The 15,325-nt window shown below is 56.3% G+C and carries 13 protein-coding genes; 6 read left to right on the top strand and 7 right to left on the bottom strand.

What is annotated here, in order from left to right; translation table 11 throughout:
- Positions 1-214: 214 nt before the first annotated feature.
- From AC2FH8_RS19525 to AC2FH8_RS19545, 5 genes are read right to left on the bottom strand one after another with little or no spacing between them, the layout of a single operon-like run.
- Positions 215-589 carry a nuclear transport factor 2 family protein gene (locus AC2FH8_RS19525; RefSeq protein WP_271952617.1) on the bottom strand — a complete coding sequence of 125 codons (375 nt, stop codon included), beginning with the start codon at positions 587-589 and terminating at the stop codon, positions 215-217.
- The gene (locus AC2FH8_RS19530) at positions 586-1,482 is read right to left on the bottom strand and encodes an alpha/beta hydrolase (RefSeq protein WP_496690523.1); all 897 of its coding nucleotides are present in this window, start codon (positions 1,480-1,482) and stop codon (positions 586-588) included. Before AC2FH8_RS19530 ends, AC2FH8_RS19525 begins: the two co-directional genes overlap by 4 nt.
- Positions 1,479-1,961, bottom strand: a complete 483-nt coding sequence (locus AC2FH8_RS19535; protein WP_496690524.1) for a flavin reductase family protein — start codon at positions 1,959-1,961, stop codon at positions 1,479-1,481. The genes AC2FH8_RS19530 and AC2FH8_RS19535 overlap by 4 nt, the downstream gene beginning before the upstream one ends.
- Positions 1,961-2,638 carry a glutathione S-transferase family protein gene (locus AC2FH8_RS19540; RefSeq protein WP_496690525.1) on the bottom strand — a complete coding sequence of 226 codons (678 nt, stop codon included), beginning with the start codon at positions 2,636-2,638 and terminating at the stop codon, positions 1,961-1,963. Before AC2FH8_RS19540 ends, AC2FH8_RS19535 begins: the two co-directional genes overlap by 1 nt.
- Positions 2,631-3,821, bottom strand: coding sequence for an LLM class flavin-dependent oxidoreductase (locus AC2FH8_RS19545; protein WP_496690526.1), 1,191 nt, complete (start codon positions 3,819-3,821; stop codon positions 2,631-2,633). Before AC2FH8_RS19545 ends, AC2FH8_RS19540 begins: the two co-directional genes overlap by 8 nt.
- 101 nt (positions 3,822-3,922) lie before the next feature.
- Here AC2FH8_RS19545 and AC2FH8_RS19550 point away from each other — a divergent pair, with 101 nt between their 5' ends.
- Both AC2FH8_RS19550 and curA read left to right on the top strand, forming a co-directional pair.
- On the top strand, positions 3,923-4,540 hold the full coding sequence (locus AC2FH8_RS19550) for a helix-turn-helix domain-containing protein (RefSeq protein WP_496690527.1): 618 nt from the start codon (positions 3,923-3,925) through the stop codon (positions 4,538-4,540).
- A 658-nt stretch (positions 4,541-5,198) separates the two neighbouring features.
- Positions 5,199-6,230 carry an NADPH-dependent curcumin/dihydrocurcumin reductase gene (gene curA, locus AC2FH8_RS19555; protein WP_281973653.1) on the top strand — a complete coding sequence of 344 codons (1,032 nt, stop codon included), beginning with the start codon at positions 5,199-5,201 and terminating at the stop codon, positions 6,228-6,230.
- A 259-nt stretch (positions 6,231-6,489) separates the two neighbouring features.
- Here the strand turns inward: curA and AC2FH8_RS19560 are convergent, their stop codons facing one another.
- Positions 6,490-6,831 (bottom strand): UvrD-helicase domain-containing protein, encoded by a 342-nt coding sequence (locus AC2FH8_RS19560; protein ID WP_271952627.1) that lies wholly within the window; start codon positions 6,829-6,831, stop codon positions 6,490-6,492.
- Between the two features lie 217 nt (positions 6,832-7,048).
- Here AC2FH8_RS19560 and AC2FH8_RS19565 point away from each other — a divergent pair, with 217 nt between their 5' ends.
- The 4 genes from AC2FH8_RS19565 to AC2FH8_RS19580 all read left to right on the top strand — a co-directional run bounded on the left by AC2FH8_RS19565 (position 7,049) and on the right by AC2FH8_RS19580 (position 12,314).
- Positions 7,049-8,680, top strand: coding sequence for an arylsulfatase (locus AC2FH8_RS19565; RefSeq protein ID WP_496690528.1), 1,632 nt, complete (start codon positions 7,049-7,051; stop codon positions 8,678-8,680).
- Positions 8,681-8,777: 97 nt separating this feature from the next.
- The gene (locus AC2FH8_RS19570; RefSeq protein WP_281996096.1) at positions 8,778-9,755 is read left to right on the top strand and encodes an HAD family hydrolase; all 978 of its coding nucleotides are present in this window, start codon (positions 8,778-8,780) and stop codon (positions 9,753-9,755) included.
- A 56-nt stretch (positions 9,756-9,811) separates the two neighbouring features.
- Entirely contained in the window at positions 9,812-11,755 is a 1,944-nt protein-coding gene (locus tag AC2FH8_RS19575; RefSeq protein WP_496690529.1) for a multiheme c-type cytochrome, read from the top strand.
- Between the two features lie 271 nt (positions 11,756-12,026).
- Complete coding sequence (locus tag AC2FH8_RS19580; protein WP_185956726.1) at positions 12,027-12,314, top strand: hypothetical protein; 288 nt, start codon at positions 12,027-12,029, stop codon at positions 12,312-12,314.
- Positions 12,315-12,972: 658 nt separating this feature from the next.
- Here AC2FH8_RS19580 and AC2FH8_RS19585 read toward each other — a convergent pair.
- The gene (locus tag AC2FH8_RS19585) at positions 12,973-15,255 is read right to left on the bottom strand and encodes an adenosylcobalamin-dependent ribonucleoside-diphosphate reductase (protein ID WP_142638886.1); all 2,283 of its coding nucleotides are present in this window, start codon (positions 15,253-15,255) and stop codon (positions 12,973-12,975) included.
- Between the last annotated feature and the right edge of the window lie 70 nt (positions 15,256-15,325).

The raw sequence follows: 15,325 nt of genomic DNA on the forward strand, positions 1-15,325 counted from the left end.
GATCAGACATGTTCACCGCTCGTTTTTGAACCGTGAATCACGCCGCAAAACGGAAATCAATGGGTCCTGACCCTAGATGTTTTCGCATCTTTTCATTACGCAATAACGGATTGCGCGAAACGGAACTTGATTGCCGACGCAGCGGTTTGTCAAAGCGAGATAGGTTCCCTCTTACAAAACTGCTGCGTGCTTGGCTGCATCAAAGGCTGTCGGGTCAGCTTGTACGTTGCTTGTAATACGTGTCTTTATGGACAATCAGCCCGTCTCGGTAGGTCAGGATGTCAACGCTTAGAAACTCTTCTTTTGAACCATCCTTGTGCACGGCTGTACGGCGATATTCGCAATAAGCCTTGTTGCCGGAAATAGCGCAGTCGAGCGTTTCCCAATGCACGTTCGCGACCTTTTCGAACAGGGCTGCAAAAGCACCACGAATGGTTTCGGCTCCTTCCAGACGCACGCCATGTTCTTCGGGGCCAACAGCGTGATCAAATGTAGCGTCGGTTGCGAAGTGTCTCATTACGGCATCGATGTCATTGGCGTTAAACGCGTCACCGACAGAGTCGACTAGGTCTCGGGTCAAAGCGGTCATGATTTCGGTCCTTTTCCTTGAAGCATATCGCAAGTGTGTTTGAAGAAGGGGCTCGCCGGGTCGACCAGCACATTCAGTTCGTCAAAGTGATCCACATCGGGCACGAAATAGAGACCCATCTTGCGGTCTGCTGTTTCGTATTTTTCGACATACATTTGTGCCTGCCTGTGGAACTCGTCGGTTTCTGCGCCGCCGACGACGACCAGCTGAGGGGCATTGGTACCCGGTGGGTGCTTGGTCATCGGGCTTTCGGCCTGGGCTTCTGCCGGATCCATTCGGATGCCCGCATTCAAAGCCTCGGTCAGGCGGACCGGCTCAAGATAGCTGAGCGGTGAGACCGGAATGCCAGATTTAATCAGGTCTGCGGGCAAGTCATCGTTAAATGCCGGCCAATCGGTCGCCATCATCATCTGGGTAATATGACCGCCAGCGGAATGACCCATAACGCAGAGACGGTCTGGATTGAGGCCCAATGCGCCCGCGTTGCGCCAGACAAAGGACATGGCCTCACGCGCTTCTTCTGAAATTCTCGTGATGGTCACAGACGGGCAAAGATCGTATCCGATGACAACAACATTGAACCCCGCCTCAACAAACGGCGGCGCAATAAAGCTGTAGATCGATTTGTCGCCACGCTGCCAATAGCCGCCGTGGAAATAGACCAATGTCGGTGCGGCGGTATCCGCGCAGCGGAAGACATCCAGCTTTTGTTTTTCGCCTTCTCCATAGCGGATATCTAGGCTGCAATCGGATGTTGCACGCGCGTGCGCGCTGTCGCGGCTCCACCCGGGAATGACGGTCACTTCATAGTCCGGCCGCCCAGCCCGCAAATTGTACTGCGCGTCGAATTCGTCAGGGCTGAACCGGGTGTGGAAAGTTAGGTGATCACTCATGATACTGCCTCCGATTGGGGCGCGGAAAAGAACGCACCGCGACAAAAGACCAGCGGAGGAACGGGTGCATGGGCATAGTTCGCGACACGTCCCAAGAGGATTTCATGATCACCCGCATCAACCCGGTTGTGCACGGTGCATTCCAGATGCGTAGATGCACCGGGGACCAAAGGCGTCTTGGTCCCAGGAGTCCATTCCGTATCGGCAAACCGGTTTTCCACATTGCTGGCAAAATGCAACGCCAAAGCTTTCTGATCCGCGGACAGGATGTTGACCGCGAAATGATCTGACCTGGACAGCGTCGGGAACACGCGACCCGATTTTGCGACACAGACAGAGATCACAGGCGGTTCGAGTGAGACCGAGGTGAAGGAGTTGGCGGTCAGGCCCCATGGCATGCCCTCGGGGTCATAAGTGGCCACGATTGTGACCCCTGTCGGAAAAGCGCCAAGCGCACGGCGAAAGTCACGCAAGTCCATCACAGAACTCCTTCACTGACACAGGCCTTTTCAAGGGCGGCCCACTCATCCGGGTTTGTGCCGAAATGACGCATGACGTGACCCCGGTATGCGGGGCGTTCCGCCAATCGTTCGTACCACGCTTCGACATTGGGCAACGGTGGGCGGTCGACCTCGACATTGAAATAGCGATACGCCACGCAACCCAGCGGAATATCCGCCATGGTAAAGCTGTCGCCACAGACATAGGCCTTATCCGCAAGGTGCTGATCCAGAATGGTCAGCGCTTCATGCACCTCATCGCGAAGTTTGGCGATCTGTTCCGGGTCCCGTTGGTCGGATCGGGTGCGCACAGTTGCAAAAAACAGGTAAATCACCGGCCCGAAGGCACGGCTGGCGGACCACTCCATCCATTGATCCGCGATGGCGCGGGTCTGTAGGTCAGAGGGGCTAAACGTTCCCGCGCCGTACCGGTCGCAGAGATACCGCACAATGGCGAGGCTTTCCCAAAGCGCGAAATCCCCATCGCGGATCGCCGGGATCATTTTGTTGGGATTGATCTGCGCGTACATATCAGTGTCGAGCTTGCCAAAGCTGCCCCCGGCCAGTTGCAGCGTATAGTCCAATCCCAACTCATTGGCTGTCCAAATCACCGGAATAACGTTTGATGAATAGGGCCGCCCCCAAATTTCAAGCATGTTCCAACATCCTTTTCTGCGCGATGGATTGTGTCCCGAATTTTGGAACGACATGCTCAAACAGTCGATGCCAACTGGACAGGATTTTCTCATAGGGAACGCCAGTGTATTGCTGCATCAACATGAGGTGGTCGAGGCCGATGGTTTCCTGCCGCTCGGCAAAACGATCCGCTACATATTCGGCGTCACCAACCACAATGATCCCGCGTTTATTGAGGAAATCGAACCAATCCATCTCTTCGTCCTCAGAAGTCATCTCTTCGCCGACATCAAGATAGCCATGTTTTGTCCACTCGCCCTTGGGGCGCGACCCGCCGAGGAATTCGTAATAGGCATTGATCGGGCCACGAATGGTGTTCACCGCCTCCTCCATGCTTTCACCGACATAGAAGGCCGTGCAGACGCCAACGCCTTCTCCTGGTTTCACATCGCGCCCTTCACGTTTGGACAGCGCCTCGCGGTAGGGTTCCCAGCAGGCCAGTGTCGCCTTGGGTCCAGCGGCCATCGAGATCACACCCCACCCTTTTTCACCAGCAAGCTTGAATGTAGGAGGCGCATTCGACATGAGCCAGACCGGAGGGTGCGGATCAGAATACGGGCGTGGATGCACGTATATCGCTTTGTACTCGCCATTCTCGTCGTGATAGCGCGGGTCCAGCGGTTCAAAAAAACGGTTGGTTTCTTTCCAGCCTGGAACTGGGAACTCATAGAACTCACCTTGATGGGTGAAGGCGTCGTTGGTCCACGCCTTCAGAATAATATCCAGGCTCTCTTGATAGAGGCGCATCACCTTGGCGTTGTCGCGCCGATCCGCATCCGTGTTGAACTGGATGGTCGAGCGCTCATTGATGCCCTTGGCGACACCAAAATCGAACCGGCCCAGCGACATGTTATCCAGCATCGCCGCGTCTTCGGCCACGCGCAATGGGTGCCAGTCCGGCAAGATGATGGGCGCCGTTCCAACCCGCAGTTTTGTGCAATGAGCAGCCACATGCGTACCCATCTGGATCGGGTTGGGCGGCGCGTTCATATAGCCGTTATGGGCAAAGTGATGTTCTGTGAACCAGGCGGTCGTGAATCCAGCCTGCTCTGCCAGCGAACATTGTTCGAGGATCATCTCCAATGTCCGGGTCCAGGGAATCGTCTCACCAGGACTGAAATTGGCAATCAAATCAAAGCGCATAGCGAGCTCCCGGACAGATGTGGTAAGTTGAATTTTTACTCATTTTTCAACTAAGTTGAATTTTGCTCGAAAAATCAACAAAAATCTCTTATCCCGAATGCATGAATAGCAACGTTACTGATACTGACACTCAACGGCTTGGCAGCGAAATCCGCGAAGTGCGCAAGGCGCGTGGCCTGACGTTACAAGACCTTTCGGAAACGGTATCCTGCTCGACGGCGTATCTGAGCCGGATCGAGCTGGGATCAGCAAAAACATCGGCGGAGCTTCTGCGAGAGATCAGTGAAGCGCTCTCGGTCGATCCCAACTGGTTCTTTCCCAAGCAATCGGGTGCCGGACCATTGGAGCGCAAACACGTCGTACGCAAAGAAAATCGCAGGGCGCTTTCCAACATGTACACGCGAACAACCCAGGAGTTGGGATTCGAAGACGAACTGCTATCCAGCACACTATCCGGACAATGCTATCTGATCCTGTCCCGGTTCCGCCCAGGGGCCGGTACACCGCCCGAACCCCAGGAAGGCTATTCCTTCGAGGGCGAGCAACATGCGATCGTCTTGAGTGGCGAAGTGGAGCTGCGCCTTGGTGAAGAAATCATAGTTCTTCGCAAAGGCGACAGCTTTTCCTACCCTTCAATGATCGCGCATCGGTTCCGCAACCGGACTGACAATGAGGCCACAATGGTCTGGGCGATGTCGCCAATACGGATTACTTGGTGATTATTGGCCAGCCATCGCTATTGCGAGAATTGCTTTTGATACAAAGCAACGGATAATGGCATTCGGAAAAGCCCACAGGTCTGACCTAACTGCTTGGGCCAAAACCAGTCATTTGGTCAATAGAGACAACAGTTGGCTTTGTCCTGCGATCTGTAAATTCGACCACTAATCGCCGCTACGGTCTGCATGAATGGTTACCCCTTCCGCTGAACAGCAACACCAGATTCTCCTCTCGCACTGCATTTGAGACACTGCGTCCGCTCGCAGCTAACCATCGCGATCTCGCTCTCTTCGATATGGCCATCGACAGTAAATTGTGCGGCTATGGCTTGGTCACGATTGAAGTCTATGATGTCATGGCTTCTGGTCAGATCCATGAGCAAGCTTCAGACCTGCAAAGCAAGACTCAGAGACCCCTCCACTTCGAGATTCATGAAGGAACCAGAACCTCAGTCGAGAGGTGAATGGAAGACGAACCTAAGGTCGGGTTTGATTACTTTTTAGCAGGGCGTTTCCATGAGCGTTTGGGCATTTCAATGCGCAGATCGTGCGTGATTGGGCCACGTCTATAGGTTTTTCGAACTCGTCGGTGCTGTCGTGTTGCTCTGCAGCGGAATTTGGTCTCTGTTGCAAGAAAGCCGTCTTATGAGAGGTCACAATGCCCCAAGCATCCGCCACCAATCGTCGTATTGTTCTCGCCAATCGCCCAACCGGACAACCGGACGAGAATACATTGCGCCTGGAAACCACGAGCGTTCCTGAACCTGGACCAGACGAAATGCTGGTACGTACGGTGTACCTGTCGTTGGATCCTTACATGCGTGGCCGAATGAATGACGCTAAATCCTATGCCGAACCCGTTCCGATTGGCGGTGTTATGACGGCGCAGGTCGTCGGGCAGGTGGTCAAATCCAACATCGAAGGATACGAAGTCGGAGAGTATGTGCTCAATACAAGCGGGTGGCAGGATTTTGCTGTCTCAGACGGAACGCAGGTCGTTAAGTTGGGTAAATCTCCGGACAACCCGTCTTGGTCGCTCGGAATTCTCGGAATGCCAGGCTACACGGCTTATGCCGGGCTTCTGAAAATCGGGGAGCCAAAAGCCGGTGAAACAGTTGTTGTGGCTGCCGCAGCCGGCCCGGTAGGCGCAACAGTCGGTCAGATCGCAAAGCTAAAAGGATGTCGCGTAGTGGGCATCGCAGGCGGTTCTGAAAAATGTGCTCATGTAGTCGAAAACCTTGGATTTGACGCATGTTTGGACCATCGATCTGATGATCTGGCAGCGCAACTGCGCGAGGCTTGTCCAAGTGGAATTGACGTGTATTTCGAAAACGTTGGCGGCAAAGTTCTCTATGCCGTATTGCCGCTCTTGAACCCGTTTGCACGGGTGCCCGTCTGCGGGATTGTATCCTGGTACAACCTGCCCGGCCTACCGGACGGCCCGGATATGGGCCCTGCGATCATGGGCACGATCCTGCGGATGAAAGTCAGAATGCAGGGTTTCATAATCTTCGACAACTTTGGTGCCGACGTGTATCAGGAGTTTGTCCGCGATATGACGGCTTGGCTCAAAAACGGTTCAATAAGCTACAAGGAACATGTGGTTGAGGGGCTTGAAAATGCTCCGGAAGCATTCAATCAACTGCTGGCCGGCGGTAACTTTGGAAAGATGGTCGTAAAAGTTGGTTAGCCGGACACGCAGCCAGACATTGCATCGTTCTTTGGATGGTTCCATCGACAAAGTAACGGCCCAAAGCTGCAGTTGAGCCAAAGGTTCGATCTTCTCGGCTGATCCCGAAATCTGCCATTCGGGCTACTGGAAGGATGCGCCACTTTCAGAAGTTTAGTCGCCCGTCACGGCATTCGGATGACGCTCGACAGGGATTTTGCGTGCGGGCACATTGCTTTGGGAGGCGTGTATGTCGCCAGCGGCGACGCAAATGCAGCCGTCAGATACTCGAGTTTTTCAACACAATCGGCTCATAGCGGCCATCGAAGCAAACGCAGCATTCGATGATATTGTAATACGTCAACGTCAGGTTGGCGCTGACGTCAGACATCTCCCATCCCTCTTCAGGCGGAATTTGCCCGGCACCTTGCATGTAAATTTTCTGCTCCGGATCGCCGAAGAAGCCGAGACAGAAGCCTAGTGAAACCGCCTGCGCCACTTCGCGGAGCGCATCCACAAAGGCCGGGTCTGTGTCCTGACCTTCATCGACAAAGATGACCGGAAAGCCTGCAGTGCGCGTGGGCCTCCGGCTCGTGCGCCAAGGACTCCGCTTGCAGGCCATGGCAGTTCCTGATGACGTGCCGGTCCGCAACGGCCTAGACACAATGGCCGACAACCGAAAGATTGCCCAAAAAAAAGAAAGTGTTGCGCCATACATTCAACTTATGGATAGTTGATCCCACTCGAAATGTTCTACGGGCGGACAAAGTCTCTCGCTTGGTGCTTGTCTGCGACCAACTCAAGTTTCACTGTTAGCGAATGTGAGGGAGTGACCGATTATGCCAGTTTCGTATTTGAATAGGGCCGTCGCGGCCGGGTTCCTGATTTTAAGCATTGGGATTGCGCCGGCGCTTGCCCAGGAAGGCAGCGCGGGCGGCAAGCCGAACGTTCTCGTCATTTGGGGCGACGACATCGGCCAGTCCAATATCTCCGCATACACAATGGGGTTGATGGGTTATCAAACGCCGAATATCGACCGGGTTGCCAAAGAAGGTATGATCTTCACCGACTACTACGGTGAACAATCCTGCACGGCTGGCCGGTCATCCTTTATCATGGGCCAGTCGGTCTTCCGCACCGGCCTTTCCAAGGTCGGCCTGCCCGGTGCCAAGGAAGGTATGCAGATCGAAGATCCCACCATTGCCGGCCTCCTCAAAGCCGAAGGCTATGCCACCGGTCAATTCGGCAAGAACCATCTGGGAGACCGGGATGAACACCTTCCGACGAACCACGGTTTCGATGTGTTTTTCGGAAATCTCTACCATCTGAACGCCGAAGAAGAGCCGGAAAACGAGGACTACCCGAAGGATATGGTGTTGGCAGACGGCACGACGTTCCTTGAACGGTTCGGTCCGCGTGGTGTTTTGAACGTGACCGCGACCTACGGCGAAAATGAAATCACCCAGAATATCGAGGATACCGGGGCACTGACCCGGAAGCGGATGGAGATTGTGGACGACGAGACATCAGATGCTGCAATTGCCTGGATGGAAGAACAGACCAACGCCGGCACCCCGTGGTTCCTGTGGTGGAGCGGCACACGGATGCATTTCCGTACCCACGTCAGCGAAGAGAACCGCGCGCTCGCGGATGAGCTATACAATGGCGAAAAAGCTGACGAATACACTGCCGGCATGATCGAACACGACATGGATATCGGCAAGTTCCTCGAAAAGCTTGACGAGCTCGGCATCGCCGATAATACCATCGTGTTCTATTCCACTGATAACGGCGTCCATATGAACACATGGCCGGATGCCGGAATGACCCCGTTCTGGGGCGAGAAGAACACCCAGTGGGAAGGCGCCTGGCGGGTGCCTGCTATGGTCCGCTGGCCCAGTAATATCGCGCCCGGAACGATCTCGAACGAGATCGTGCATCACATGGATTGGCTGCCAACATTCCTCGCCGCTGCAGGCAATGAAACCATCAAGGAAGATTTGCTCGAAGGCATCACAGTTCCGGAAATGGCAGGCCGCGAGTATCGCGTCCATCTCGACGGCTACAACCTATTGCCGATGCTCAAGGGTGACACGGACAAGAGCCCGCGTAATGAGATCTTCTACTTCACTGACGACGGCGACCTCGCGGCGATCCGGCTCAACAACTGGAAGATCACCTTCCTCGAGCAGAAGGCCTGGGGAACTCTCCGGGCCTGGATGGAGCCGCTGACGCCGCTGCGCGTGCCGCTGATCTTCAACCTGCGCCGCGACCCTTATGAACGCGGTTACCGGACGTCGAACACCTATTACGACTGGCTGCTCGACCATGCCTTCATGCTGGTGCCGGCCCAGGCTTATGTTGGGCAGTTCCTGGCAACCTTCGAAGAATACCCACCGCGGCAGGAGGCGGCTTCGTTCAGCCTCGACAAGGTAATGGAGAAGCTGTCGCAGCCGGGCGGCTCGCAGTAGACTCATCCCACTTCGTCCCGACGGAGTATTCCGTCGGGGCGCCTAATTTTCCGGTTGCCTCGGCATCCCTTTCCCTGCACTTGCGGAGGTTGTCCCTATGCGTGCTCTGCTAATTTCAATTCCTTTGACAATTCTGTTTGCATCAGCTCCGCTCGCTGACCCTTTGCCGTCTTGGACGGATACGGCCACCAAGGATCGGATCATTGCGTTTGTCGAAGGCATAACGGACCCGGATTCACCTGATTATGTCACCCCGGCCGCGCGTATTGCGACCTTCGACAATGACGGCACGCTTTGGGCAGAACAGCCGGTCTACTTTCAACTGCTATTTGCCATTGACCGATTGAAAGAAATGGCCGCTGCTGATCCCGGGGTGCTCACGTCTGACGTGCTGCAGGCCGCAGTCGAAGGCGACATGGAGACAGTGGCCGCTTCGGGCACTGAGGGACTGTTGGAAATCGTCTCCACCACCCACTCCGGCCTGACGGTGGACGAGTTCCAGGCGGCCGTGCGCAGCTGGCTGGACACGGCCAGGCATTCCGGCACAGGCCTGGCCTATGACCAAATGGTTTATCAACCCATGCTGGAGCTCTTGACCTATCTGCGCGATGAAGGCTTCCGTACTTACATTGCCTCAGGCGGCGGCCTGCATTTCATCCGGGTGTTCTCTGAAAGCGCCTATAACATTCCGCCCGAGCAGGTCATCGGGTCCATCGGAAATGGCAGTTATTCCGCCGGGGACGGACCGCCGCGGGTGATGAAGGACCCCGGTTTATTCTTCATCGACGACAAGGCAGGTAAGCCCGTTGCTATCGAGGCCCGCATCGGGCGCCGGCCGGTGATCGCAGTGGGAAATTCCGATGGAGATTTCCAGATGCTTGAGTGGACTACTGCGGGCGATGGTGCGCGGCTGGGCATCCTGCTGCACCATACTGACAGCGAACGCGAATACGCTTACGGCCGTGAAAGCCATATCGGGCAGCTTGCACGCGGACTTGATGAAGCAGCCAGCCGCGGTTGGCTGGTAATCGACATGGCCCGTGATTGGGAGCGGATCTGGCCGAGCCGCGAATGAAGCCCTGCACCATCCCTGTGCATGAACGACCCAGAAAATCGGATGGCCCTCTGAAAATGCAGATTGTAGTCTTGATCCTTCTCTTGCTGCTGGGTCTGCCAGCGATGGCCCAGAGCCTTGACGGCTACTTGGGGTCGGATCGTTGCACCGGTTGCCATAAGGACAGTGCCGCAGGCTGGGCAGGATCGCATCACGCTCAGGCCTGGACAACGCCGTCGCCGGAGACGGTCGCAGGTGACTTCGGCGGAACGGCCTTTCACCATGACGGTATGACCGCCCGGTTTCAGACAGGAGCGGAGGGCGGATACTACGTCGAGGTGATCGAAAAGGATGGATCGCAGGCGGAATACAAAGTGCATTCGGTTGCGGGGATCGAACCGCTGCAGCAATATCTTCTCGAGACCGAACCGGGGCAGCTGCAGAGTTTTGACGTGGTCTGGGACACCGAAGAGGGGAAGTGGTTCCACCTTTATCCGGACCAGACCCTGCCTCCGTTGGATGGTCTGCATTGGACGGGTCCCTACAAGACCTGGAATGCGCGCTGTGCGGAGTGCCACGCCACCGGGTTCCGCAAAAACTACGACGCACGCCGTTTAAGCTATGCATCAACCCAGGTCGAAATAGGCGTTGGCTGCGAGGCCTGCCACGGACCGGGAAAGGACCACGTTGATTGGGCTGATACATGGGAAACGACAAGGACACCGCCGCCCGCAAACCATGGATTTCCTGTGGATTTCGCCGATCCTCGGCAGGCAGTCGAACAATGCGCGACGTGCCATTCCAGACGCGAAGCCAACTTGGACGGCAACCCGATGCCAGGCACGCGTTTTCATGATGCCTACACGCTCGCACTTTTGCGCCCAGGACTTTACCACGCGGACGGGCAGATCCAGGACGAGGTCTATGTCTACGGCTCCTTTCTGCAATCTAAGATGCACGCTCGGGGCGTGACTTGCCTGAATTGCCACCGCGCACACAGTCTGGACCTGAAGGCAGAAGGCAACGGCCTTTGCACCCAATGCCACAGCCCGGCGGGCAATCCGGACTTCCCAACACTCACAGCAGCAGACTACGACAGCCCTGCACATCACTTCCACCCGGAAAGCAGCGCTGGAGCGAAGTGCCAGTCCTGCCACATGCCAGAACGCGTCTACATGGGCAACGACTGGCGCGCCGATCACTCCTTCCGCATTCCCCGGCCGGATCTTTCGCCGGTGACGGGAGCACCGGATGCCTGCACCGCCTGCCACCGCGGCCAGGACGCAGCCTGGGCAGCTGCACAGATTTCCGCTTGGTATCCGGACGACAGAAACCGTTACCGACATTACGGGGAGGTGCTGGCGCGGGGGCGTGCCGATGCGGCAGCGGCCGCCGGCGACTTGACAGCGCTTGCGCAGAATACCAGCCAGCCGGGCATCGTGCGGGCCACTGCGCTCTGGCTTCTGGAGCAGTCCAACGACCCGCTGTTCGCCGCTAGGCTGACGGACCTGCTGCGGGACCCGGATCCGCTTGTCCGCGCTGCCGCGGCCTCTCTGCAGCGCCTTGCACCGCTTCAGGAAAGGGGCAAGCGCCTGGCCGCTGTCTTTGCCGACCCTGCTCGCAATGTGCGCATGGCCGCTGCCCGCGCGATGCTGGGTGATACGGAGAACCGCCTCCAGAACGGAACCGCCAGAGAGCTGCAAGCCGCCATGGCTGAATGGCAGGATGCCATGGCAAACCGGCTCGATTTTCCTGAAACCCACCTCCAACTGGGCGGTGTGGCACTGACCATGCGCAACATGGGCATGGCCACATCCGCGTTCCGCGAGGTGGTGCGGCTGGATCCGCAACGGCTGGATGCATGGATGATACTGGCCAGGATCACAGCGGCAACCCAAGGACGCGTTGCTGCCGCCGCGGTTGTGGCAGAAGCTCTGTCAGCCAATCCGGAACATCCCGCACTTCTGGCCGCACAGGCAGAGCTGGAAGGAAAACCTGCGCCGCAAGGAGATAGCGAGTGACTGCTCTTGCCAGAATCCGGAACCTCAGAGCGGACCGCTGAGCTGCTCAGCTTCTGCTATCCCTGAAGCCACCCTGCACACAATGAAACGTTAGCTCAAAAGGCACTGCCTATGAAAACGATCTTGACCGCAATCGTGCCGACAGTTGCCGGCATCCGGGCCCGCGTCTGCTCAGAATACTGACTGGAACTACGAGGCAACGATCTACCTGTTCGCGCCCGAGACCAAAACCGCAATCGATACACCCTCAGGGCAGATCAAGGGCGCACTCATGTTTGGCGACGCTCTTGAGAATCTGGACTTTGCCTTTATGGGAGCCTTTGCCGCCAGTAACGGGAAATGGAGCTTTCTCACCGACTATATGTACACGGACCTGTCCTTCGGCAACGAGATTGTATCTTTGATACTAGAGATGCGCCGCAACGCGTGCCAGCCCTCATTGGTGTCGGCAGACATCCACGGCATTTCTTCATGTAAAGAAGATACTGTCTCGTCCACCCAGTGCTCGTCTCTCGGCTCCACCAAGCGAACCTCATTCATTAGTGGGCGCAGTCGTTAGATTTCTTTCTCCGAAAGATGCTCAAGACCTGAGGCTTCAGCCCTGTGTTTTGGGATGCGCTGAACTAGATTTTTGATGCGCCGCTTGTCATCTCAAGTTAGCGCGACACCATCCGATAGTTCGCGAGCAACTTTATCGAAATCATCTCCGCCGAGATCGACCGAATGTTCATCGTCTCCGATGAATTCTCTGGCCAGCCGCGTTTTGCGCTATTTCTTCAAATATTCAGTGAACCGATGCGTAAGAGCATCTTTTTTAAAATTGGGATCAGTGGCGAGTAGGAGTTTGATGGTCTTCATAGCAGTTCCCTCATCTATCCAGTGAGAAAAACCGACCGACAACGTGCGAAGAAGAGTAGAATTGAGAAGCAGCCAACGGTCGGCACTAACAGGGGCAGATCAGAGAAATCGTATGAGAAAGATATGCTGTGATGTCGTCATAGAATGAAACAGCCCTATTGCCGGACGCACGTCAATACCTTCGTACTATTGATACTGGCTGAGAAAGCATCTGTTAAGAAAATCAAACGCTTTCCCACTCCTATGATAACAAGGGGATTTTGATACTAGGCCGACAAAGACCTTGTCTTTGGGCGAAAAAATCGCTGATTTGGGTCTCAATTGCTTGGTGTACCAACAACAGAATCCACTACTTCAGCTCACCCGCATTTAGAGTGACCGCAGCTACGGCAGGTCATGCATCCTTCGATCATCACCATGTCGAACTGACCGCAGGACGGGCAGGCTTTGCCGCGGGGGCCGTCGAGGTTGACCACTTGCGCCTGAGGGTCGGATTTCAGCCCCATCCCTTCGCCCTCAAGGAAGCCTATATTGATCAGGTGCTGCTCGATCACTCCGCCAATCGCGGCCAGGATCGAGGGGATGTATTTGCCTTTCACCCAGGCCCCGCCACGCGGGTCGAACACCGCCTTGAGTTCCTCGACCACAAAGGACACATCGCCGCCCCGACGGAACACGGCCGAGATCATGCGGGTCAGCGCAAGCGTCCATGCATAATGCTCCATGTTCTTGGAGTTGATGAATACCTCGAACGGACGACGGCGGCCGCCAATGACAATGTCATTTATGGTCAGGTAAATCGCATGCTCGCTGTCGGGCCATTTCAACTTATATGTTGACCCCTCTAGCGATTGTGGGCGGTCCAGCGGTTCGGACATATAGATGACATCACCGCCATCAACCTCGTGCGGCGCATCCGCACTTTCTCCAGGAGCTTTGTCGGCACTCTCTGATACGGTCAGAACCGACCCCGTCACATCGTTGGGGCGATAGGTCGTGCACCCTTTGCAGCCCTGATCCCAGGCCTGCATGTAGACATCTTTGAAAGCGTCAAAGCTGATATCCTCGGGGCAGTTGATCGTCTTGGAAATCGAGCTGTCGATCCATTTCTGTGCCGCCGCCTGCATCTTGACATGATCAGACGGAGGCAGCGTCTGCGCGTTGACGAAATAGTCGGGCAGGTCCTTATCACCAAACTTGTCGCGCCACATCTGAACGGCGTAATCCACGACTTCTTCTTCGGTGCGTGAGCCATCTTTTTGCAGGACCTTGCGCGTATACGCATAGGCAAAGACCGGTTCGATCCCCGAAGAGACGTTGCCCGCGTACAGGGAAATCGTCCCCGTCGGGGCAATCGACGTCAGCAGCGCGTTGCGGATGCCGTGTTCGCGGATCGCATCGCGTACGTCGTCATCCATCTGCAGCATTGTGCCGCTGGCCAGGTACTTCTCGGCTTCGAACAAGGGAAACGCCCCCTTTTCCTTTGCCAAATCGACCGACGCCAGATACGCGGCGCGGGCGATTGCGTGCAACCAGCGCTCGGTCTGACGCGCCGCCTCGTCAGAGCCATAGCGTAGACCCAGCATCAACAGTGCATCGGCCAGCCCGGTGACACCCAAACCAATGCGGCGTTTATCTTGCGCCTCGGCCTCTTGTTCGGCCAGCGGAAATTTCGAGGCGTCGACCACATTGTCCATCATGCGAACGGCGGTGGCGACCAGCTCTTGCAGCGCGGCCTCATCGAGATGTGCGGCATCCTCGAACGGTCCGGCCACCAGACGCGCCAGGTTGATCGAGCCCAACAGACAGGCGCCATACGGCGGCAGGGGCTGTTCACCGCAGGGGTTCGTCGCCGCGATGGTCTCGACATAGCTGAGGTTGTTGGCCGCATTGATCCGATCGATGAAGATCACACCTGGCTCGGCATAGTCGTAAGTGGCCTGCATGATCTTGTTCCATAGATCGCGGGCCTGTATGGTGTGATAGACCTTGCCATCAAACACCAGTTCCCACGGGCCATCGGCCTTGACTGCCTCCATAAACGGATCTGTCACCAGAACCGACATGTTGAACATGCGCAGACGGGCCGGGTCGGATTTGGCGGTGATGAACTGTTCGATATCGGGATGATCGCAGCGCATGGTCGCCATCATCGCCCCGCGGCGCGACCCCGCAGACATGATCGTGCGGCACATCGCGTCCCACACATCCATAAAGCTCAGCGGCCCCGAGGCGTCCGCCGCCACCCCGTGTACATCCGCGCCACGCGGACGAATGGTTGAGAAATCATAGCCGATCCCCCCACCCTGCTGCATGGTCAGGGCGGCCTCTTTCAACATATCGAAAATACCGCCCATGCTGTCTGGTATGGTTCCCATGACAAAACAGTTGAACAGGGTCACCCGGCGTGCAGTGCCCGCACCGGCGGTGATGCGTCCGGCGGGCAGATATTTGAAATCCTCCAACGCCTCAAAGAACTTGTCTTCCCAATGAGCAGGGTCCTGTTCCACGCGGGCCAGATCGCGAGCGATACGGCGCCAGCTGTCTTCAACCGTTTGGTCGATGGGTGTTCCATCCGCCTGCTTAAAGCGGTATTTCATGTCCCAGATCTGCTCGGCGATGGGGGCGGCAAAGCGGCTCATTGGTGATTCCCTGTCTTGAAAGAGGTATCCAGATTAGCCCAATTCGCACCTTCACCACAACACCTTGATG

The organism is Ruegeria sp. CDSC025, assembly GCF_059610805.1.